The following is a 19,298-nucleotide window of genomic DNA, read 5'->3' as shown; positions in this document are numbered from 1 at the left end:
CCGCTGCTGCCATGTCGGCCACGGTAGGCCGGGCGCACATATGCCGCATATCGGGAGACTCCGGTCGCCGGACGGTCCACAATCGGGGCATGGATCTGCCGGTGATGCCGCCCGTGAAGCCGATGCTCGCCAAGTCCGTGTCCCGGATCCCGCCGGGCATGCAGTACGAGGCCAAGTGGGACGGCTTCCGGGCGATCGTGCACCGGGACGGCGACGAGGTGGTGATCGGCAGCCGTACCGGGAAGCCGCTCACCCGCTACTTCCCCGAGCTGGTCACCGCGGTCCGGGACAACCTCCCGGCGCGCTGTGTGATCGACGGCGAGATCGTGATCGCGTACGAGGGGCGGCTCGACTTCGACCGGCTCAGCGAGCGCATCCACCCCGCCGACTCCCGGGTGCGGCTGCTCGCCGAGCAGACCCCGGCCAGTCTGGTCGCCTTCGACGTCCTCGCGGTGGGCGACGACTCACTCCTGGGCACACGGCAGTCGGAACGGCGGGCGGTCCTGGAGGCCGCGCTGTCCGGCGCCTCGGCACCGGTTCACCTCGCTCCGGCGAGCACCGACCCGGCCGTCGCCCAGGAGTGGTTCGAGCGGTACGAGGGTGCCGGTCTCGACGGGGTCGTCGCGAAACCGCTCGATCTGCCCTACCGGCCGGACACCCGCGTGATGTACAAGATCAAGCATGAGCGGACCGCCGACTGCGTGGTGGCGGGCTACCGCCACCACAAGAGCGGCCCGGTCGTCGGCTCGCTGCTGCTCGGTCTGTACGACGGGGCGGGCGTCCTCCAGCACGTGGGGGTCTGCGCGGCGTTCCCGATGAAGCGCCGCGCGGAGCTCGTCACCGAACTGGAGCCGCTGCTCACGGACTTCCCCGGCCACCCCTGGGGCGCCTGGGAGGACGCCGAGGCGCACGAGCGCGCCCGGCTGCCCGGCACCCCGAGCCGGTGGTCCGGCAAGAAGGACCTGTCGTGGGTGCCGGTGCGTCCGGAGCGGGTCTGCGAGGTGGCGTACGACCACATGGAGGGTGACCGGTTCCGGCACACGGCCCAGTTCCGCCGGTGGCGGCCGGACCGCACCCCCGACAGCTGCACCTACGCGCAGCTGGAAGAGGTGGTGCGGTACGACCTGGCCGAGGTGCTGTCGGCGGGCAGCTGAACGAGCGCGATCAGCCGGAGGGACGGGTCGGCTGAACGGACTCGATCGGCCGGAGGGACGGGTCGGCTGAACGGACTCGATCGGCCGGAGGGACGGAACGGCTGAACGGACGGCCGGGATCAGTTGGCGGACGGCGGCACGGTGGGCGTGGTGCAGGGCTCTGGGGTCGTGGTGGGATCGGGTGCCGGTGACTCCGTGGCCCCCGCGGTGTCGCCAGGGTCCGGCGACGGGGAGTCCGTCGCGCAGCCCGGATCGGGCTTCGTGGTGCTCGGTTCGGGGTCCGGGCTGGTCGTCGGGTCGGGGCTGGTGCCGGGATCGGGGGTGGCGGATCCACTGTCGGTCGGATCGGGCGAGGAGCCCGGGTCGGTGGAACCGCCGGGGTCCGGGGAACCCGAGGCGCCGGGCGAGGGTTCCGTGCCGGGGTCCGGGGAACCCGGTGAGGTCGGGGCCTTGGTGTGGCCGGGCTGCGGGCCGACCTCGATGCCGCCGCCGGAGCCGCCCACGGGGTGCTTGGGCTCGTTCGGGCTTCCGGCGCCGGGGCTGTCCGGCACCGGCCCCGTGCCGTCGGTGACCGGGTGGGTGCCCTTGCGGTAGAACTCCAGCCAGGACAGCACGGTGCGCAGATAGGTGTCCGAGTGGTTGTAGCTCAGGATCGCCCGGTCGAGGTCGGCCCGTACCCTCAGATCGCGCGGTCCGGCGCAGAGATAGGCACCGGCGGCCAGGGCCGCGTCGTAGACGTTGCTCGGGTCGCTGCGCCCGTCGCCGTTGCCGTCCCTCCCCCAGTGCGCCCAGGTCGAGGGGATGAACTGCATCGGGCCGACCGCCCGGTCGAAGGTCTTGTCCCCGTCGTACGCCCCGCCGTCGGTGTCCGGGATGTTGGCGAATCCCGCGCCGTTGAGCACCGGTCCGAGGATCGGGGAGAGCGTCGTGCCGTGGGCGTCGACCCTGCCCCCGGCCGCGTGTCCGGACTCGACCTTGCCGATGGCCGCCAGTAACTGCCACGGCAGCCCGCAGCCCGGGTCGCTGCGTCCCAGTGCACCCTCTGCCTTGCGGTAGGCGGCGAGCACGGTGGCCGGGATCCCCGCCTCGGCCCACGACGCGGCGACGACCGGGCTCTGCTTGACGCCCGGCTTCGGGGGCTCGGGGCTTTTCAGCGGCGGCAGTTCGGTGTGGTACGAGTCGTCGTTGGGTGCCTGCGACCACGTGACCTCGTCGGTCTCCTGGTGCTGTTCACGCGTCTCCTGCTGCGCGACGAGCCCCGGTGCCTGGGAGGCGGTGAGCGCTGCCATCGCGGCGACGGCGGCTGCGGTGCCGCCGAGTCCGCGGCGCATGGTGCCGTTGAACCTCACGCGTGCTCTCCTCTCCCCCGGGTCACCGGGAGAACGTGTCGATGGCCGATATCCGCCAGGTGCCGCCCCGGCGAACCGCGTCCACGGCGAACATCGCCGCGGCGTAGGTCGTTTCCTGCGACTTACCGGTACGGGTGTTGCTCTGGTCGGCGAAGATCAGCAGCCGGGCCCGGTCGCCGTCGAGCAGTTGCACACCGCTCTCGGTGACGGTCGTGGTGAGGACGAGCTTCTGCTTGGGCGCCAGCGCCCGTACCTCGGCGAGCATGTCCTTGTGCTGCTGGACCGCCTTGCCCACCAGATAGGTCTTCACCGCGGTGTCGGCCTTGGCCGGCGAAGCGTAGTCGTACGAGAACACCGCGCCCACCGCCTCGGTGATCTGCCCCTTCACCTCGCTGGTGCGGCTGATGTCGGTGAGGGCGGTGTTCTGCCGGCCGGGTTCGTCGCGCAGGCTGCCCGCCGAGGTGAACGCCCATGCGGCGAAGGAACCGAGGAGCACGGTCAGGACACACAGGAGGGCGGGCAGCGAGAGCCGGAGACGGAGTGGCTGCCCGGACCGTGATGCCTCCTTGTCCGGCTCCGGCTTCCCCTCCGGTTCGGCCTCGGCGCCGGGGTCGGGGCCGGGGCCGCCGGCTGCGGTGAGACTTCCCTCCCCGGCCTCGCCGGGCTCGCTCTCCGGCTCCACGGGCCTGGGCGCGGTGGTGGTCGTGGCGGTGCGTTCTGTTGCGGCGACGGTGGCCAGGCGGCGCTGCCGGTTGACGAGATGACGGGTCGTCGACATGTCCGGGGGTCCTCTCGGTGCGGGGTGGGAGTCGGTGGCGTCAGCCGGCCGTGTTGCCGACGGGCGCCTGGCCCAGGGCGCTGAGCTTCCACCCCTCGGAGGTGCGGGTGAGCTGCCCGAGCATCCGGCTCTCCTTCACCGCGGGCTTGCCCTTCGGTGCGGTCACGGTCACCCGCAGCGCCACCATGACCCCGGCCCTGCCCGCCCGGTCGTCGAGCTCGGTGACCGCGCCGGACAGCACCTTGGCCGTACTGACCGTCTGCGCCTCCCGGATCTGCTTCACGAACGCATCGCGTCCGTCGACGAGTTGCTGGTGCAGGTCGCCGGTGGTGGAGTCCTCCCAGCTGTCCAGTCCCTTGGCCAGTTCCTGGTGGTCGAGCGTGTTCATGTTCTGCACGGCCTGCTCGCCCGCGGCGAGCGCGTCGTCGCGGGTCTGCGCATACGCCGCCGAGTCGTCGTGCGATGCCTGGTACCGGGACACTCCGCCCCAGCCCGCCGCACCGGCCGCCGCCACCGTCAGCACGATCGCTGCCGCCACCAGCGGATTCCTCGTCATCCGTACCCGTGCCATTGCTGCCTCTCCCTGCCGGCCCTGTGCTGTGTCGTGCGGTGCTGTCGTGCGGTGCTGTGTTCCGCTGCTGCCGTACCTCCGTACTGCGCTATCTGGAGGTGATCTCGACGATCGTCCAGCGTCCGTCCCGCAGTTGGGCGGTGACGGAGAGCTGCGCCGCCGCCGTGCTGGCGGCCTTGCCCTGGCGCTCGTAGACCTGGTCGAGGAAGACGAGCAGATGGGCACTGTCGTGGGTCAGCCGGGTCACTCCGGCGCGTACGACATGGGTGGTCAGGGTGAGCTTCTGGTCGGCGGCCTGCTTCTCGACCTGGCCGAACAGCGCCGCGTACTGCTGGAGCGCCTTGCCCGCCAGGAGTTGCTTCGCGGACTCCTTGGTGACGGCGGTGGCCGAGGGGCTGTAGGAGAAGACCTTGCCGAGCGCGTTGGTGACATCCCCCGCCACCCGGGTGGTCGCCTCGCTGTCGGTGAGCGCCGCGTTGGAGGTGGCGGGGGTGTCACGCAGCTGACGGCCCATGACGAAGAGTCCGCCGCCTGCCGCGAGCAGCGCCACGATCAGTACCCCTGCCACGAAGCGCAGCCTGCGGGGGCCCGCGCCCGATGCGGGCTCGTCCGTAGCGGTCTCACTCTCCGCGGCCCCCCTCTTCCCGGGCTCGCTCCTCCCGGCTTCACTCCTCGCGGGCTCGTCCGTTGCGGGCTCGTCCATGCCGTCCGGGCGTTCCTCGTCCGCGGTCGCCCCGAGCTCCCCGACGTCCTCCACATCCGTCCCCGTGGTCACGACCGTCGCCCCTCCCTGCCGCTTCATGTGCCACTCCCGACCGGTATCGCCGTCAGCGCCTTGACCTTCCAGCCGTCCGCGGTCCGGGCGAGGGTGGCCTCGAAACGCTTGCGTTCGGTGCCGCCCTTTCCGGTGCGCGGGGTGACCTGGACATCGACGGTCGCGATCATCTGTGCCGTACCGGTCCGCTCGTCGAGCGCGGTGAGCGCGGCATCAGTGACCTTCCCGCGCGCCGTGGACCCGGACTTCGTCAGCTCGCTCGCGTCCTTGGTCCGGGTGCGCTTCAGCTGTTCGTGCAGGGGGCCGGTCGAGGAGTCGAGCCAGTCGCCGAGACCGGCGTCCACGCTCTTGGCGTCCTTGCCGACCAGGGTGTTGAGCCGGGCGAGGTGCTGTCTCCCGTCAGCCAGCGCGGTGTCCCGGCTCTTGGCGTACGCCAGGTCGTCGTCGCCGCGCGCCTGGGCGTACGACCAGCCGCCGAGTGCGCAGATCAGTACGGCGGCGAGCAGTGCGGCCCAGCCCATCGATGTCCTCGTACGCGATGTCATGAGCCGCCTTCCTGGCCGAGACCCAGCAGGCCGGCCATGCCGTCGGTTGCCGGGGCCGCGTCGGGGGTGACACCGAGCGCCCCGGGAAGCCGGTCCGTTGTCCTCTCGTCGCCGAGGAGCATCGAGCCGGGTTTGGCCGGCGGGGGCAGGGCCCCGCCCTTCGGCGCGTTCGCACTGCCCCGGACGTTGATGCCCGTCCCGGGCGACGAGGCGCAGCGGGCCTTGGTGTTGAGCTTGGGGCCGGCCGTGAGATCGAGCCCGTTGCGGTACGTCGTGCCGCCGTAGCCCGAGGTGCAGGGCAGCGGCTCGAAGAAGGTGACGGACATGCCGAACCTGGCACCGTTCTCGTCGACGGCGCTGGAGCCCGCGGCCACGACGGCCGGGACCTTCACCAGCAGTTCCTCCAGTCCGCGCTGCCGGGTGACGGCGACGTCCGAGGTGGTGAGGAGGTTGGCGACGACGACACCGAAGCTCGGGTCGAGGTCCCGCAGCAGTCCGCTGATCTGGCCGGTGGCGTCGGGGGCGACCGCGATCAGTTTGCGCAGATCGGTGTCGGAGCCCTTGAGTTCCGCTGCCAGTTCCTTGGCGCCGGAGGCGAAGCCCTTGAGCGCGTCGCCCTGTTCCGCCTGGGTGCGCAGCACGGTCTCGCCGTCGATCATCAGCCGGGTGTTGACGGGCAGTGCGTCGTCGGCCGCCTGGACGAAGTCGCTGCCGGTGTCCAGCAGTACCTGGAGGTCGTCGCCGCGTCCCTCGAAGGCGGTGCCGAATTCGTCGACGACCGTGCGCAGGGACTCCAGGTCGACGGAGCCGGCGAGGTCGTCGACGCTGGTGAGTACGTCGGTGACGGGGGCGGGGATCGTGGTGTCGGCCTGGTCGATGACGGAGCCGTTAGCCAGGTACGGGCCCTCGGTGCGGGTCGGCCGCAGATCGATGTACTGCTCGCCGACCGACGAGAGGTTGGCGACGACGGCCTTCAGGGCGTCCGGTATGGGCGGGGAGTCCTTCTCGATGCGGAGTTCGGCCTCCACCCCGTCGTCGGTGAGCTCGATCGGCCCGACCCGGCCCACGGACACGCCCCGGTACGTGACGTTGGAGTGGGTGAACAGGCCGCCCGTCTGCGGGAGCTGGACCTTGACGGTGTAGTAGCTGCGCATGCCGATGTAGTGGCCGAGGTCGGCGTAGCGCACCCCGAGGTAGCCGAGGACGAGCACCGCGATGATCAGGAAGGCGATGTTCTTGAGCCGGATGGCCAGGGTGATCATCAGTTGCTCCCCTTCGTGGCCGGCCCCGTGACCGAGGGAAGCGGCAGCGGCAGTGCCGCGCCGGACTTCTGGGCGGTGCTGCCCTGGACGACCGGGGGTGTGGTGCCGCCGGCCGGGTCGAGCGGCGGGATGATCTGGGTGCCGGGCATGGCCGTCACATCCAGGTAGACGTTGAGGTAGTCGCCCTTCACGCCGCGCAGCACCTCGTCGGTGAACGGGTAGGTCAGCAGCACCTGGAGGGAGTCGGGCAGGTCCTGGCCGGAGTCGGCGAGGGCCTTGAGGGTGGGGGCGAGGGCCTTGAGGTCGGCGACCGTGTCGGCCTTGCTCTTGTTCACCGTGTCGACGGCGACGGTGGAGAGCGTGTCGAGCGAGCGCAGCATGGTCATGAGCGCGCCGCGCTGCTTCTCCAGGACCTTCATACCGGGGCTGAGCTTGGTGAGGACCGTGCCGACGTCCTGTTCACGGGTGGCGAGGGTGGCGGACAGCCGGTTGACGCTGTCGAGGGCGTCGGTGATGTCCCCCCTGTGGTCGTCCAGGTCGGTGACGAGGGTGTTGACCCGGCTGAGCATGGAGCGGATCTGGGGTTCCTGTCCGGCCAGTGCCTTGTTGAGCTCGGCGTTGATGGTCTTGAGCTGGTTGATGCCACCGCCGTTGAGGAGCATCGACAGTGCGCCGAACACCTCCTCGACCTCCGGGTTGCGGTTGGTGCGGGTGAGCGGGATGCGGTCCCCGTCGGCGAGGGCGCCCTTGGCGGTGCCGGAAGCGGGGGGCGAGAGCTGGATGTACTTCTCGCCGAGCAGGCTGGACTGTTCCAGGTGTGCGTACGCGTTCGCGGGGAGTCTGATCTTCCCGTTGACCCGCATGGTGACCTTGGCGTTCCAACTGCCCGAGGCCAGCGCGATCTTGGTGACGCGGCCGACGGCCACGTCGTTGACCTTCACCGAGGACTGCGGGGCGAGGCTGAGCACGTCCCCGAACTCGGCGGTGATCTCGTACGGGTGGTCGCCGAGGTCCGCGCCGCCGGGCAGCGGCACCTGGTCGATGCCGGTGAACGTCGGCAGGTCGACCGTGGTGACGACCAGGGCCAGGCCGATGCCCACCGCGAGCACGGCGGCGACGCCGGTCGCGCGGGCGCCGGGTCGGCGCAGGACGCGGCTCATCGCTTCGCCCCCTTCTTCTGCGTGGTGGTCTTCTCGGGGGTGCCGTAGACGGTGCCCACGGCGGGCAGCGGCAGCGCGGGCAGCGCCTTCTGGCGGTCGGTGTCCACGGGTGAGAGTCCGGTCAGGCCGGCGGACTCGTCCATGAGCGGTCCGCCCATGGAGAGTTCGTTGAGGTTGGTGCGGCCGTTGATGGTGCGGTTCAGCGGGTCGTAGGCCTTGATCACGTTGTCCGCGGCGAGCGGCAGCGTGTCCATCGACTCGGCGAGCGAGGCCCGCTGGTCGACCAGGGTCTGGGTGATCGGCACCAGGGCGTCCACGTTCGCCTTCAGGACGCCGCGGTTCTCCTTGATGAAGGTCTTGACCTGGCCGAGGGCGGTGCCCAGTTCCTTCAGGGCTGCGCTGAGGTTCGACTTGTCGTCGGCGAGGAATCCGGTGACCGAGTTGAGCTGCTGTTCGGCCGCGCGGACGTTGCCGTCGTTGTCCTTCAGCATGGTGGTGAAGGTCTGCAGGTAGGACAGGGTGTCGAAGAGGTTCCCGCTGCTCTTGTCGAGGGTCTTCGTCGCCTTGCCGAACTGCTCGATGGAGTCCCCGATCGCCTTTCCGTTGCCGTCGAGGTTCTTCGCGCCGGTGTCCAGGAGCTTGGCCAGCGCGCCGTCGGCGTTGGCGCCGTCGGGGCCGAGCGCGGTGGAGAGCTCCGTGATGGAGGCGTACAGCTGATCGACCTCGACCGGGGTCGCGTTGTGCGACGCGGGCAGTTGGGCTTCGTCCGCGAGCACCGGTCCCCCGTTGTACGCGGGGGCGAGCTGGACGTAGCGGTCGGCGACCAGGCTGGGGGCGACGACGACGGCATGCGCGTCCTTGGGCACCTTGACGCCCTTGTCGACGCGGAGCCTGACCTCGACCTCCTTGCCCTTCGGCCGCACCGACTCGACCGTGCCGACCTTCACTCCGAGTATCCGCAGGTCCGATCCGGCGTACACCCCGGTGGCCTGGTCGAAGTAGGCGGTGACGGTCGTCTTCCCCTCGTCGTCCATGGCCATCACACCGGAGGTGGCCGCGACGGCCACGACGACGAGCCCGGCGCCGATGCCGACGATGCGCGTGAGTCTCATGTCAGCGGCCGCCTTGCTGCTTGGGTGGCATGCATCCGGTCGCCGGGGGCGTGCCGGCGGGGAGGTAGTCCCTCGGGACGACCCCGCAGACGTAGTTGTCGAGCCAGCGGCCGTTGCCGATCGTGTTGCCGACGAGCCGGTTGTAGGAGCCGGCCAGTGACAGCACCTTGTCGAGGCTCTTGCGGTTCTTCACCAGGACGGCGGTGACCCGGCCGAGCGATTCCAGGGTGGGCTTCAGCTGCTTGTCGTTGTCCGCGACCAGGCCGGTGAGCTGGGTGCCGAGGTCCCGGGTGCCGGTGAGCAGCAGATGGATGGAGTCGCGGCGGGCCTGGATCTCGCCGAGGAGCAGGTTGCCGTCCTCCAGCAGGGTCTCGAAGCTGCTCTTCTTGTGGGCGAGGGTCTTGGTGAGCTGCTTGCTGCCCTTGAGGAGCGTGGCCAGTTGGGCGTCCCGTTGGGAGACGGTCCTGGAGAGTGCGGAGAGTCCGTCGGCGGCGCTCTTCACGTCGGGCGGCGAGTCCTTGAAGGTGGCGGAGATCGTCTCGAAGCTCTTGGCGAGCTGCTTGGTGTCGATCTCGCCGATGGTCTCGCCGAGTCCGTTGAACGCCTGGGTGACGTCGTACGGGGAGGTGGTGCGGCTCGCGGTGATGCGCCGGTCCGGGTCCTGGGGCCCGGTGCCGAGCGGGTCGACGGCGAGGTACTTGTCGCCCAGGAGTGTCTTGATGGCGATGCCCACGGTGGAGGAGTCGCCGATCCAGGCGTCCTTGACCCGGAAGCTGACCTTCACCTGGGCGCCGTCGAGCGAGACTCCGGTGACCTCGCCGACCTTGACGCCGGCGATCCTTACCTCGTCGCCGTCGTCGAGTCCGGCCGACTCGGTGAAGTCGGCGGTGTAGGTGGTGCCGCCGCCGATGAAGGGCAGCGAGTCGGCGCGGTAGGCGCCGAGGCCGAGGAGGGCCAGGACGAGGAGTCCGGCGATGCCGATGGCGACGGGGTTGCGTTCCCGCAGGGGTTTGATTCTCATGCCAGGCACCTCGGCTGGGTGATCGCGATGCCGGTGGGCGGCGTGCTGCCGTCCTCGGTGCTCACACCGCTGACCTTGGCCTCGCAGAGGTAGAGGTTGAGCCAGGAGCCGTACGAGGCGAGGCGGCCGATCGCTTCCATCTTGGCGGGGGTCTTCTTCAGGAAGTTCTCGATCTGCGGGGTGCCCTTGCCCAACTGGTCCGAGAGGCGCCCGAGTTGCTTGATGTCGTCCTTGAGGGGCTTGCGGCCGTCCTGGAGCAGATCGGCGGTGACGGTGGTGAGCGCGCCCATCGCGGTGACCGCCTGTCCGAGCGGTTTGCGGTCGCCGGAGAAGCCCGTGACGAGCTTCTGGAGCGTGTCGACGAGGTCGTTGAAGCCGGCCTCCCGGTCGTTCACGGTCTTGAGGACCGTGTTGAGGTTCTTGATCACCTCACCGATCACCTTGTCCTTGGCCGCGACCGTGGTGGTCAGTGAGCCGACGTGCTGGAGGATGCTGTCGACGGTGCCGCCCTCGCCCTGGAGCACCTGGACGATGGAGCCGGCGAGCTGGTTGACGTCGGGCGGTGACAGCCCTTCGAAGAGCGGCTGGAAGCCGTTGAAGAGCTGGGTCAGGTCGAGCGCCGGTGTGGTGCGCGAGAGCGGTATGGTCGCTCCGGCGTCGAAGCTCCTGCCGACCGGTCCGGTGCCCTGGTCGAGATCGATGTAGCGCTGGCCGACCATGTTGAGGTACTTGATCGAGGCGGTCACCGAGGCGGGGAGGCTGCGTCCCTTGCGGACGGCGAAGCCGACCTCGGCGAGACGCTTGTCGGCCACCTTGATGGACTCGACCTGGCCGACCTTGACGCCGGCGATCCGTACGCTGTCGCCGACGATCAGCCCGGTGGCGTCGGTGAACCTCGCCTTGTAGGTGGTGGTGTCACCCACCCCGGTGTTGGCGATGGACAGCCCCAGGACGGTGGTGGCCAGGACGGTCACCAGGATGAAGACGATCGATTTCGCGAGCGGTCCCGCGAGGGAGCGGCGCTTCACTTGAGCTTCACCTCCGCACCGCGGAAGGCCGGACCGATGAGCACGCTGCTCCAGTCGGGCAGGGTCTGCGGCTGGACTTTCAGTGAGGGAGCGACCAGCTCGTTGACGAGCCGGCTCTCCTGCGGGGAGTTGGGCATGCCGAGGGAGGTGTCCGTGGCCTCGGGACCGGTGCCGGCCTGCTGGTCGGCTTCCGCCTCGTCGCCGAGCGGCGGCAACGCGGAAACGCGTCCGGCGGCCGTCGGCGCGTCCGTACCGACGTAGGGCACGGAGTAGCAGTGCGGTCCGCCGGTCGCGTCGTAGACCGGGGTGTCCTTGCCGGGCACGTACTTGCCCTTGGACTTCACCGACTTGACGGTGACGTGGAGACCCGGCTGTCCGGTGCCCTTGCCGAGCGCCTTGTCCATCGCCCGGACGAATCCGGTCACCGTCCGCAGCGTGCAGGGGAATTCGTCGGAGTACTTCGCGAGGAGTTCCAGCGTCGGCCTGCCCGTGGCGGAGAGCCGGATCAGGTTGTCCTTGTTCTCCTGGAGGAACGTCGTGAGGTCCTGCGCGGAAGCGGTCGTGGAGCCGTAGAGGTCGGCGAGTTCCGCCTGCTGGTCGGCGAGGGTGCCGCTGGTGGTGGTGAAGTCGGTGAGCGCGTCCAGGACGTCCGGTGCGGCGTCCCCGTACACCCTGCTCACCTTGACGAGTTCCTTGATGTCGGCGTTGAGCGTGGGGAGTTGGGGGTTGAACTTCTGGAGGTGCGCGTCGAGCCTGACGAGGGTGTCGCCGAGCTTCTCGCCGCGCCCCTGGAGTGCCTGGGAGACCGCGTTGAGGGTGGCGGAGAGCTTCTCCGGCTGCACGGCGGTCAGCAGTGGCAGGACGTTGTCGAGGACCTCTTCCAGCTCGATGGCGTTGCTGGAGCGGTCCTGCGGGATGACGGCTCCGGCCCGCAGCGTCCGCGCGGAGGGCACCGCGGGCGGTACGAGTGCCACGAACCGTTCGCCGAACAGGGTGGTGGGCAGCATCTGGGCGGTGACGTCGGCCGGGATGCGGTCGAGCTGGCCGGGCTTGATCGCGAGGGTGAGGCGGGCTCCCTCGCCGTCGGCCGCGATGCCGCGGACCTGCCCGATGACGACTCCGCGCAGCTTCACGTCGGCGTTGTCGTGCATCTCGTTGCCGACGCTTCCGGTCCGTACCGTCACGGTCGCGTCGTCGGTGAAGTCCTTGTTGTACACGGCTACCGACACCCAGATGAGTACGGCGGGCACGAGCAGGAGGGCCACTCCGGCGAGTCTGCGGCGGGTGGTCGTGGTCCGGGTATTCATCAGCCGGCCACCTTCACCGTCGTCGTGGCGCCCCAGATGGCGAGCGAGAGGAAGAAGTCGGTGACGCTGATCAGCACGATCGCGTTGCGCACCGACCGGCCGACCGCCACCCCCACGCCGGCGGGTCCGCCGGTGGCGTGGAAGCCGTAGTAGCAGTGCGCGAGGATCACCATCACGCTGAAGATCAGCACTTTGAGCACCGACAGCAGCACGTCCTGCGGGGACAGGAAGAGGTTGAAGTAGTGGTCGTAGGTGCCGGCCGACTGCCCGTTGAACAGGACGGTGACGTAACGGGAGGAGACGTACGAGGAGAGCAGCCCGATCGCGTAGAGCGGGATGATGGCGACGACCCCGGCGATGATGCGGGTGGTGACGAGGTAGGGCATGGACCGCACGCCCATCGCCTCGAGGCCGTCGATCTCCTCGTTGATCCGCATGGCGCCGAGCTGGGCGGTGAAGCCCGCTCCCACGGTCGCGGAGAGCGCGAGTCCGGCGACGAGCGGGGCGATCTCCCGGGTGTTGAAGTAGGCGGAGATGAACCCGGTGAAGGCGGCGGTGCCGATCTGGTTGAGCGCCGCGTACCCCTGGAGGCCGACGACCGTGCCGGTGGCCAGCGTCATCGCGATCATGACGCCGATGGTGCCGCCGACGACACCGAGGCCGCCGCTGCCGAAGGCGACTTCGGCGAGGAGCCGCTGCACTTCCCTGAGATAGCGGCGCAGGGTCCTGGGGATCCAGAACAATGCCCGTACGTAGAAGGTGAGTTGGTCACCGGATCGGTCGAGCCAGCTGAGCATCGACATCGGTCAGCTCCCCTTCGCGGGGACGATCTGGAGGTAGATCGCCGTGAGGATCATGTTCACGAAGAACAGCAGCATGAAGGTGATGACGACGGACTGGTTGACCGCGTCCCCGACGCCCTTCGGTCCGCCGCGCGGGTTGAGGCCGCGGTAGGCGGCGACGATGCCCGCGATGAAGCCGAAGATCAGGGCCTTGATCTCGCTGATGTACAGGTCGGGCAGCTGGGCCAGCGCGGAGAAGCTGGACAGATAGGCGCCGGGGGTGCCGTGCTGGAGGATCACGTTGAAGAAGTAGCCGCCGAGGGTGCCGACGACGGAGACCAGTCCGTTCAGCAGGACGGCTACCAGCATGGTGGCCAGCACCCGCGGGACGACGAGGCGCTGGACGGGCGAGACGCCCATGACCTCCATCGCGTCGAGTTCCTCACGGATCTTGCGCGATCCGAGGTCGGCACAGATGGCCGAGCCGGCGGCCCCGGAGACCAGCAGCGCCACGATGATCGGGCTGGCCTGCTGGATGACGGCGAGGACGCTGGCGCCGCCGGTGAACGACTGGGCGCCGAGCTGCTGGGTGAGGGAGCCGACCTGGAGGGCGATGACCGCGCCGAACGGGATGGAGACGAGGGCGGCGGGCAGGATGGTGACGCTGGCGACGAACCAGAACTGTTCGATGAACTCCCGTACCTGGAAGGGCCGACGGAAGGTCTCGCGGCACACGGTCCCGGCGAGGGTGAAGAGCCTTCCCGTCTCGCGCAGCGGGGCGAGCAGCCGGGTCGGGCGTCTCTGTTCGGGCGCCTTCTCGGGCGCCTTCTCCGGCACCCGGTCCATCGGCGGATCGGGGGGCCGCACCGGCATGGGGGCGGTCACGGGCGTCCACCGCCGGCGGCCGGGCTGTAGCTGTTCAGGATGGCCGTACGGGCGGCCTCCGGCAGCTGCCCCATCATCGACATGACCCGCTCCCGGCGGCGCAGCGCGCCCTGGCGTACGGGCAGGCCCGGCGAGGGCTCCAGCTGCGGTACGACGGTGCGCACGGCGTTGGCGGAACTGATGCCCTGCCCGTAGCCGTTGACCTCCTCGGCGGCGAGTGTGGCGGCGTCCTTCTCCTCGGACATGCCGATGGGTCCTTCGCGGCGGCCGGAGAGGAACTGGGAGACGACAGGCAGATCACTGGTCAGCAGCACCTCGCGCGGCCCGAAGGTGACGAGGTTGCGGCAGAAGAGCATGCCCATGTTGTCCGGGACGGTGGCCGCGATGTCGAGGTTGTGGGTGACGATCAGCATCGTCGCGTCGATCTGCGCGTTGAGATCGATGAGCAGCTGGGAGATGTAGGCGGTGCGGACCGGGTCGAGTCCGGAGTCCGGCTCGTCGCAGAGAATGATCTGCGGGTCCAGGACGAGCGCGCGGGCCAGGCCGGCCCGTTTGCGCATACCGCCGGATATCTCGCCGGGCAGTTTGTCCTCGTCACCGAGAAGGCCGACGATATCGATCCGCTCCATGACGATCCGGCGGATTTCCGATTCCTTCTTGCGGGTGTGTTCACGCAAGGGAAAAGCGATGTTGTCGAAGAGGGACATCGATCCGAAGAGCGCACCGTCCTGGAACATGAGACCGAAGAGCTTCCGGGTCTCCATGATCTTTCGCTCGGAGCTGTTCACCATGTCGACGCCGTTGATGAGCACGCGCCCCTGCTCCGGCTTGAGCAGACCGATGAGGGATTTCAGGAAGACGGTCTTTCCGGTGCCGGAAGGACCGAGCATCACGCTCACTTCGCCGGCGGGCAGGGTGAGGCTGACGTCCTGCCAGATGTTCTGCTTACCGAAGGATTTCGTAAGGCCTTCAACCACTACTTCGATTCCCATCGGCCCTCCCTCGACGTGTCGGTGAACGAAGTCATCTGTCAGCGCTCCGGCTCTGAGAAATCCAATGGCGGCTCGTCACACATGCACCAGGAGGCGCACGTTATGTCCGCCGAAACCGCCAGGACAAGCCGTTGAACAGCGGAAATCGACGAACCAGGTGCTCGGCGTGGATCACTTGTCACCGAGTGACAAAGCCGCTCCCGGGCTTTGTCGGAATCTGCGCAAGATCTCCGGCGTGCGAGCCGGGGTCCCCCCGCTCCATGGGGGCCGGAGCCGAAGGGCCCCGACAGCGGGAGCGCCACCCCTGGACAGGGGCTTCGGGGCTGCGGCATTCCCGGTGCGGAATCCAGTCCAAGGGGGGCGCGACCTGGACTCCACGTGCGTCGCACGAGCAGTTACGGACGCGTTTCCATGCTGCTCACCCGGGACGCTACGGCTCGGTAACCTGCCTCCGCAATAGCGTTTCCTGAACTTTTTTATCAGCAATCGACAGCCGAGCTCAATTTGTAGAGAAGTGAGCAGGAGGACAGCGGCGGCTATCGAAAAGTGAGCCCTTGCGGCATGTTCCTCGGCCTGCGCGCTACTCACTTACGCGTACATCCGCCCCGCCCGGAGAAGAAGATCCGGGCGGGGCGGAGGAATGAGCACACTTCACTGAACGGACACGGGTGTCACCGCTGGACCTACTGGGCCACACCCAGGTGCCAGTTGTCCGACAGCGCCTGGCCGGCGTGGGGCGCGGAACTGCCCGGAGTCGCCAGGCCCGCCGTGTAGGTGGCGGTGTCGTTCAGCACCAGGTGGTTCTTCCCGGCCGCCGACGGCAGCGACGTCTTCAGGTTGACCGCCCAGTTCAGCTCGCCGAGCGTCAGGGGACCGCAGCCGCTCACCCCGGGGACGGCGAAGGCGCTGTCCCCCTGGGAGTTACCGGTCAGCGCGACCCGGTTCAGCGCACCCCGGGTGTTCGCGGCGCCGTTGGCGTCGAAGCGCTGGTTGCCGAACGCCGGCACCGTGACGTTCTGCGGACGCAGCACGACCGGGTTGGAGGTGGTGCCGATGTAGCACTTGGAGCCGAGGAACGGGTTCTGCAGATGGATCCGGACCGGAATGTCCACGATCGTCTTGCCGCTCTGCATGCCCGCGGTCAGATCGAAGTTGGCAGGAGTGCCCGCCGACTCGACCGTGGCGATTACCCGGTTGAGGGTGTTGTCCGCCAACTGGTTGCAGATTCCGGAGACCACGGGCACGCCGCTGGGGCACATGAGCCCGAGCAGGCCGCCGGGGATGTCCGCCGGGTCTCCGACGATCGCCCCGCCGGCGGGCGCCACGATCTTGGACTCACCCGTCTGCGCGTTGCGGACCACGCCGAACTGGAGATCGTTCGCACCGGTCGTCGCCTCGGTGTTGCCGAGCTTGATGGCCCCGCTCGCGGAGTGCGAGGCCACACAGATCGCGATGTTCACCGAGCCGTCCGCTGCCAGCATGGCCGGGTCGTCGACCGGGCACCGGTTGAAGGGCGCCCAGTTGCCGTTCATCGCCTGGGCGGAGGCGGCACTCGCGGGCGAGGTGCTCAGCGGAATGCCGACGGCCACGGCCACCAGCGCGCCGAGAAGAGCGGGTCTGAAGAGTTTCGGGGCAGCGCTCATTGAACGTCCGGCCTTTCTTGAGGGTGGTGAAACGGGCGGGTGGTTCGGTCGGTTCAGCGTTCCGGAAGGGGCCTGGGGGGCTCGGGGCAGTTGAGCGGTACCTCGTCCACGCACAGGGCGCCCTGCATCATCTTGGTGAAGTTGCCTTTTCCGGAGACGGCAGCGGTGAAGACGTTGTCCAGGTCCTCCGTGGCCCCACAGCCGGAGAATGCGGGGATGTCCGCGAATCCGGTGAGGGCACCACCGGTCTTGACGGTGTAGCCCTCCGTCGCCGGATTCCTTCCCGTGGAGCCCTTTCCGGTCAGGACGAGCTTCACGGGCCGGACGGTGCGGCACGCCGGGCCGACGTCCAGCGGGGTCCCGTTCACCTTCACGTCGTACAGCCGCAGGTTCATCTCCTGCGTCGAGGTGGTGGTTTCGGGGCGCCGCCTGGTGACCGGGTCCGGCCCTTCGGCGAGGGTGTCGATACGGGCGGGCTCGGTGAGTTCGAGTTCGAGCGTGGCCGTGGTCGGCATGAAGCCGAAGGTCAGAAACGTGGACGTGGCCGGAGGCATCTGGGGCTTGCCGTCGTAGTCGAGTGTCGCCTCGGACTTGAGCCATGTCAGGCTCTTGCCTTCGGGACACATGTACGCGGCGGTGGCAGAGTTCAGCTGGAGTCTCAGGTGGCCCGGATCCTTGAAGACCATGGCGGCCTTCTGCTTGTTCACGTTGGAGTACCCGGCCATATAGCCGTGGGCCCCACGCGCCGGGGTCTCGACGGGACCGTAGATGAGGGTGCAGTCCGCGGGCACCGGCGGGTCGTAGTCCCCCGCCCCGGCGACCGACGGGTCAACGGGCGCCGCGGCGCGCTCGCGTACGGCCGGTCCCGGTCCGCCCGGCGTGGCCAGCGGGTCCGGTGCCTCGCCGATCGGGGCCGGCACCCTGACCGTGCCCAGTTCCGGCTGCTGGTCGGGGTCGACGGTGCAGGAGAGCGAGACGACCACGGGGTCCGGCGCCGTCGTGTCGCCGGACCGCAGCACCAGATCGAGATCCAGAGCTCCGGCGGTGAAGACCATGTCACCCGCGGAACGCGGGGTCACGGTCGGCACCTCGCCGGCCGCCTCGATCACCACGTCCTCGTCGGGGGCCGCGGAGACCTCCTCGACGGCGAGTTGCTGCCACATCACATCGGTCGGGGTCCCGTTCTGCGTCACCGCCGTCGCCAGCCGGGCGGAACCCGACACCTGCGCGGTGCCGTCGGCGGGTAGCTCCGTCAGTGCCGCGTGCGGGAGGGTGAGGCCGAGCCGCACCTGTTCGGGCCGGACCGCGGTGCCGACCGGGGAACTCGTCGGGAACTCAGCGGAGACGTTCACCGCGACCTGCCGGGCCCCGGAGCCGAATGCGCAGGTGTACCCGATGTCGGCGTCGATCACACGGGTGTCACTCGCCACCCCCGATCCAGGCATGAGTCCGGCCAGAAGTGCCACGACACCGACCGCGCCGGCCTGCGCCGTACGCCGGGTGCGGAGCGCCCTGAAGATCATCTCGGAACCTGCCGTCGTATCGGAGCTGACTGGTCATCTGGGAAAACGCACGCGTCCCGATCCGGACGGGGGCTGCGCGCCGGAGGAGACGACTCCGGCACGCAGCCCGCGGCCATCGGGACGACTACCGGATCACGGGGAGGTGACGGTGAGGGGCTTGGCCACCTTGTAGACGGCCGAGAACTTGGCGGCGTCACCGTTGTTCATCAGCGAGGCGCAGTTGCTCACGCCTGAGACGGTGAGACCGGCGCCGTTGGTGATGGACAGCTCACCCGTGGCGTTGTTGTACTTGGCGTTGCTCGCGGTACCGGAGATCTTGGCCGTGCACACGCCGAAGAGGGTGTCTCCGGTGAGGGTCACGTGCACGTTCGACAGCGAGCCCGAGGTGATCCCGCCGGCGTAGCTGGTGGCGTTGAGATTGATCGCGGACGTCGACACGGCGCTGAACGAGGAACCGAGCGGCCCGTCACAGGGGTCGGAGACCGCGTTGCCGAAGGTGGCCGTGGCGATCTGCACCAGGTTGGTCCCGTTCGCGTGCACGCCGTTGGTGGCCGTTCCGGTCGCGGTCGCGGAGTAGCAGGTCACGGACTGGTTGGTGACGGTGTCCAGCAGGTCCGCCGTCGTCCCCGACTTGAGCGAGGCCGTGAACGACCCGTTCGCGTTCGGGTTGACGATGGTAAACGTGGCCTGAGCGGTGGCCGAGGCAGAGGTGACGGTGAGGCCGAGAGCGGCGGCTGCGACGGCGGTGGCGAACAGGGAGCGCTTGGTGATCGTTCTCACGGAACTAACCTCCGGTGGGGGTGGAGTTGGACGTGCCCGAATACCTCGCACCGCACCCGGTAATGGGCTCGGTACGAGGGCGGCTCACTTCGTGGAACGCAGAAGTCGAAGGACTCGACTGCGTGATCGAACTCCGTGCGGATCGAACGTTACGAGCCAGTAGCCCAACGCTGCAATACCCGGCGCAGAAATTCCCTGCACCTCTCGATAAACGCATTCCGTCTTAGCGATAACTCAGCAGATCGCCGCGATTTTCTATACGAAAGTGAGTAGTTGCGCGGGGGGCGCCGCCCCACGACGCCCCCACACACTCACCTGGGGCACAGTCACTGTCGCCGCGTGCGGCGCCGCCCACTCGCGTACTCGCCGGTAAGATCGACGATCTCGACACCGGGTGCGGGCCGGATGCGTTCGGTCGCAGCAGCGCTGAACTGCACGGAGACAGACGGAACCGGCATCCCGCACCCACGGGGCTCCGGCGCGGCACGCGAGTGGACCACTCGGCACCCCCGGCGCCCGGCACTCCGCCCCGGTACCCGGGAGCCAATGAGCGCACGAGCGCACGAGCGCACGGCCACCCGACCGGATATCCGCCCGTCCCACGACTCTCAAATGCACGGCCAAGTCCTGC

General features: G+C 69.1%; 18 protein-coding genes. 1 reads left to right on the top strand and 17 read right to left on the bottom strand.

What is annotated here, in order from left to right; genetic code table 11:
• Window positions 1-89 precede the first annotated feature (89 nt).
• The gene (locus FHX80_RS27745) at window positions 90-1,154 is read left to right on the top strand and encodes an ATP-dependent DNA ligase (protein ID WP_145766693.1); all 1,065 of its coding nucleotides are present in this window, start codon (window positions 90-92) and stop codon (window positions 1,152-1,154) included.
• Between the two features lie 119 nt (window positions 1,155-1,273).
• On the opposite strand, the gene FHX80_RS27740 is transcribed toward FHX80_RS27745, so the two are convergent.
• The 17 genes from FHX80_RS27740 to FHX80_RS27660 all read right to left on the bottom strand — a co-directional run bounded on the left by FHX80_RS27740 (window position 1,274) and on the right by FHX80_RS27660 (window position 18,667).
• The gene (locus tag FHX80_RS27740; protein WP_145766692.1) at window positions 1,274-2,503 is read right to left on the bottom strand and encodes a lytic transglycosylase domain-containing protein; all 1,230 of its coding nucleotides are present in this window, start codon (window positions 2,501-2,503) and stop codon (window positions 1,274-1,276) included.
• Window positions 2,504-2,525: 22 nt separating this feature from the next.
• Window positions 2,526-3,281: a hypothetical protein gene (locus FHX80_RS27735; protein ID WP_145766691.1), complete on the bottom strand. Its 756-nt coding sequence runs from the start codon at window positions 3,279-3,281 to the stop codon at window positions 2,526-2,528.
• Between the two features lie 40 nt (window positions 3,282-3,321).
• The gene (locus FHX80_RS27730) at window positions 3,322-3,852 is read right to left on the bottom strand and encodes a nuclear transport factor 2 family protein (protein WP_145766690.1); all 531 of its coding nucleotides are present in this window, start codon (window positions 3,850-3,852) and stop codon (window positions 3,322-3,324) included.
• Window positions 3,853-3,940: 88 nt separating this feature from the next.
• The gene (locus FHX80_RS27725) at window positions 3,941-4,654 is read right to left on the bottom strand and encodes a hypothetical protein (protein WP_167523670.1); all 714 of its coding nucleotides are present in this window, start codon (window positions 4,652-4,654) and stop codon (window positions 3,941-3,943) included.
• Window positions 4,651-5,172 carry a hypothetical protein gene (locus FHX80_RS27720; protein ID WP_145766689.1) on the bottom strand — a complete coding sequence of 174 codons (522 nt, stop codon included), beginning with the start codon at window positions 5,170-5,172 and terminating at the stop codon, window positions 4,651-4,653. Before FHX80_RS27720 ends, FHX80_RS27725 begins: the two co-directional genes overlap by 4 nt.
• On the bottom strand, window positions 5,169-6,434 hold the full coding sequence (locus tag FHX80_RS27715; protein ID WP_145766688.1) for an MCE family protein: 1,266 nt from the start codon (window positions 6,432-6,434) through the stop codon (window positions 5,169-5,171). Before FHX80_RS27715 ends, FHX80_RS27720 begins: the two co-directional genes overlap by 4 nt.
• On the bottom strand, window positions 6,434-7,594 hold the full coding sequence (locus FHX80_RS27710) for an MCE family protein (RefSeq protein ID WP_145766687.1): 1,161 nt from the start codon (window positions 7,592-7,594) through the stop codon (window positions 6,434-6,436). Before FHX80_RS27710 ends, FHX80_RS27715 begins: the two co-directional genes overlap by 1 nt.
• Complete coding sequence (locus tag FHX80_RS27705) at window positions 7,591-8,706, bottom strand: MCE family protein (RefSeq protein WP_145766686.1); 1,116 nt, start codon at window positions 8,704-8,706, stop codon at window positions 7,591-7,593. The genes FHX80_RS27710 and FHX80_RS27705 overlap by 4 nt, the downstream gene beginning before the upstream one ends.
• Before the next feature lies 1 nt (window position 8,707).
• The gene (locus FHX80_RS27700; RefSeq protein ID WP_145766685.1) at window positions 8,708-9,727 is read right to left on the bottom strand and encodes an MCE family protein; all 1,020 of its coding nucleotides are present in this window, start codon (window positions 9,725-9,727) and stop codon (window positions 8,708-8,710) included.
• A complete protein-coding gene (locus tag FHX80_RS27695; protein WP_145766684.1) occupies window positions 9,724-10,755 on the bottom strand; it encodes an MCE family protein in 1,032 nt (343 codons plus the stop codon). Before FHX80_RS27695 ends, FHX80_RS27700 begins: the two co-directional genes overlap by 4 nt.
• The gene (locus FHX80_RS27690; protein ID WP_145766683.1) at window positions 10,752-12,062 is read right to left on the bottom strand and encodes an MCE family protein; all 1,311 of its coding nucleotides are present in this window, start codon (window positions 12,060-12,062) and stop codon (window positions 10,752-10,754) included. The genes FHX80_RS27695 and FHX80_RS27690 overlap by 4 nt, the downstream gene beginning before the upstream one ends.
• Window positions 12,062-12,865: an MlaE family ABC transporter permease gene (locus FHX80_RS27685; protein WP_145766682.1), complete on the bottom strand. Its 804-nt coding sequence runs from the start codon at window positions 12,863-12,865 to the stop codon at window positions 12,062-12,064. Before FHX80_RS27685 ends, FHX80_RS27690 begins: the two co-directional genes overlap by 1 nt.
• A 3-nt stretch (window positions 12,866-12,868) precedes the next feature.
• Window positions 12,869-13,729 (bottom strand): MlaE family ABC transporter permease, encoded by an 861-nt coding sequence (locus FHX80_RS27680; protein ID WP_145766681.1) that lies wholly within the window; start codon window positions 13,727-13,729, stop codon window positions 12,869-12,871.
• Window positions 13,726-14,721: an ABC transporter ATP-binding protein gene (locus tag FHX80_RS27675; RefSeq protein WP_145766680.1), complete on the bottom strand. Its 996-nt coding sequence runs from the start codon at window positions 14,719-14,721 to the stop codon at window positions 13,726-13,728. The genes FHX80_RS27680 and FHX80_RS27675 overlap by 4 nt, the downstream gene beginning before the upstream one ends.
• Before the next feature lie 683 nt (window positions 14,722-15,404).
• Window positions 15,405-16,364: a hypothetical protein gene (locus tag FHX80_RS27670; RefSeq protein WP_375885564.1), complete on the bottom strand. Its 960-nt coding sequence runs from the start codon at window positions 16,362-16,364 to the stop codon at window positions 15,405-15,407.
• A 53-nt stretch (window positions 16,365-16,417) separates the two neighbouring features.
• Complete coding sequence (locus tag FHX80_RS27665) at window positions 16,418-17,887, bottom strand: DUF6801 domain-containing protein (RefSeq protein ID WP_145766679.1); 1,470 nt, start codon at window positions 17,885-17,887, stop codon at window positions 16,418-16,420.
• A gap of 132 nt (window positions 17,888-18,019) precedes the next feature.
• Complete coding sequence (locus FHX80_RS27660) at window positions 18,020-18,667, bottom strand: hypothetical protein (protein WP_145766678.1); 648 nt, start codon at window positions 18,665-18,667, stop codon at window positions 18,020-18,022.
• Between the last annotated feature and the right edge of the window lie 631 nt (window positions 18,668-19,298).

The sequence above is a fragment of the Streptomyces brevispora genome (assembly GCF_007829885.1).
In the GTDB taxonomy this organism is placed as follows: domain Bacteria; phylum Actinomycetota; class Actinomycetes; order Streptomycetales; family Streptomycetaceae; genus Streptomyces; species Streptomyces brevispora.
The sequence above is the reverse complement of the archived record's forward strand: the minus strand, read 5'-3'. Positions and strand labels throughout refer to the sequence as shown.

Bases quoted from the DNA above. Each gene is read 5' to 3' on its own strand.
- FHX80_RS27675 (WP_145766680.1), bottom strand. From the start codon at position 14,721: ATGGGAATCGAAGTAGTGGTTGAAGGCCTTACGAAATCCTTCGGTAAG.
- FHX80_RS27735 (WP_145766691.1), bottom strand. From the start codon at position 3,281: ATGTCGACGACCCGTCATCTCGTCAACCGGCAGCGCCGCCTGGCCACC.
- FHX80_RS27720 (WP_145766689.1), bottom strand. From the start codon at position 5,172: ATGACATCGCGTACGAGGACATCGATGGGCTGGGCCGCACTGCTCGCC.
- FHX80_RS27715 (WP_145766688.1), bottom strand. From the start codon at position 6,434: ATGATCACCCTGGCCATCCGGCTCAAGAACATCGCCTTCCTGATCATC.
- FHX80_RS27690 (WP_145766683.1), bottom strand. From the start codon at position 12,062: ATGAATACCCGGACCACGACCACCCGCCGCAGACTCGCCGGAGTGGCC.
- FHX80_RS27670 (WP_375885564.1), bottom strand. From the start codon at position 16,364: ATGAGCGCTGCCCCGAAACTCTTCAGACCCGCTCTTCTCGGCGCGCTG.
- FHX80_RS27710 (WP_145766687.1), bottom strand. From the start codon at position 7,594: ATGAGCCGCGTCCTGCGCCGACCCGGCGCCCGCGCGACCGGCGTCGCC.
- FHX80_RS27730 (WP_145766690.1), bottom strand. From the start codon at position 3,852: ATGGCACGGGTACGGATGACGAGGAATCCGCTGGTGGCGGCAGCGATC.
- FHX80_RS27705 (WP_145766686.1), bottom strand. From the start codon at position 8,706: ATGAGACTCACGCGCATCGTCGGCATCGGCGCCGGGCTCGTCGTCGTG.
- FHX80_RS27685 (WP_145766682.1), bottom strand. From the start codon at position 12,865: ATGTCGATGCTCAGCTGGCTCGACCGATCCGGTGACCAACTCACCTTC.
- FHX80_RS27745 (WP_145766693.1), top strand. From the start codon at position 90: ATGGATCTGCCGGTGATGCCGCCCGTGAAGCCGATGCTCGCCAAGTCC.
- FHX80_RS27665 (WP_145766679.1), bottom strand. From the start codon at position 17,887: ATGATCTTCAGGGCGCTCCGCACCCGGCGTACGGCGCAGGCCGGCGCG.
- FHX80_RS27700 (WP_145766685.1), bottom strand. From the start codon at position 9,727: ATGAGAATCAAACCCCTGCGGGAACGCAACCCCGTCGCCATCGGCATC.
- FHX80_RS27725 (WP_167523670.1), bottom strand. From the start codon at position 4,654: ATGAAGCGGCAGGGAGGGGCGACGGTCGTGACCACGGGGACGGATGTG.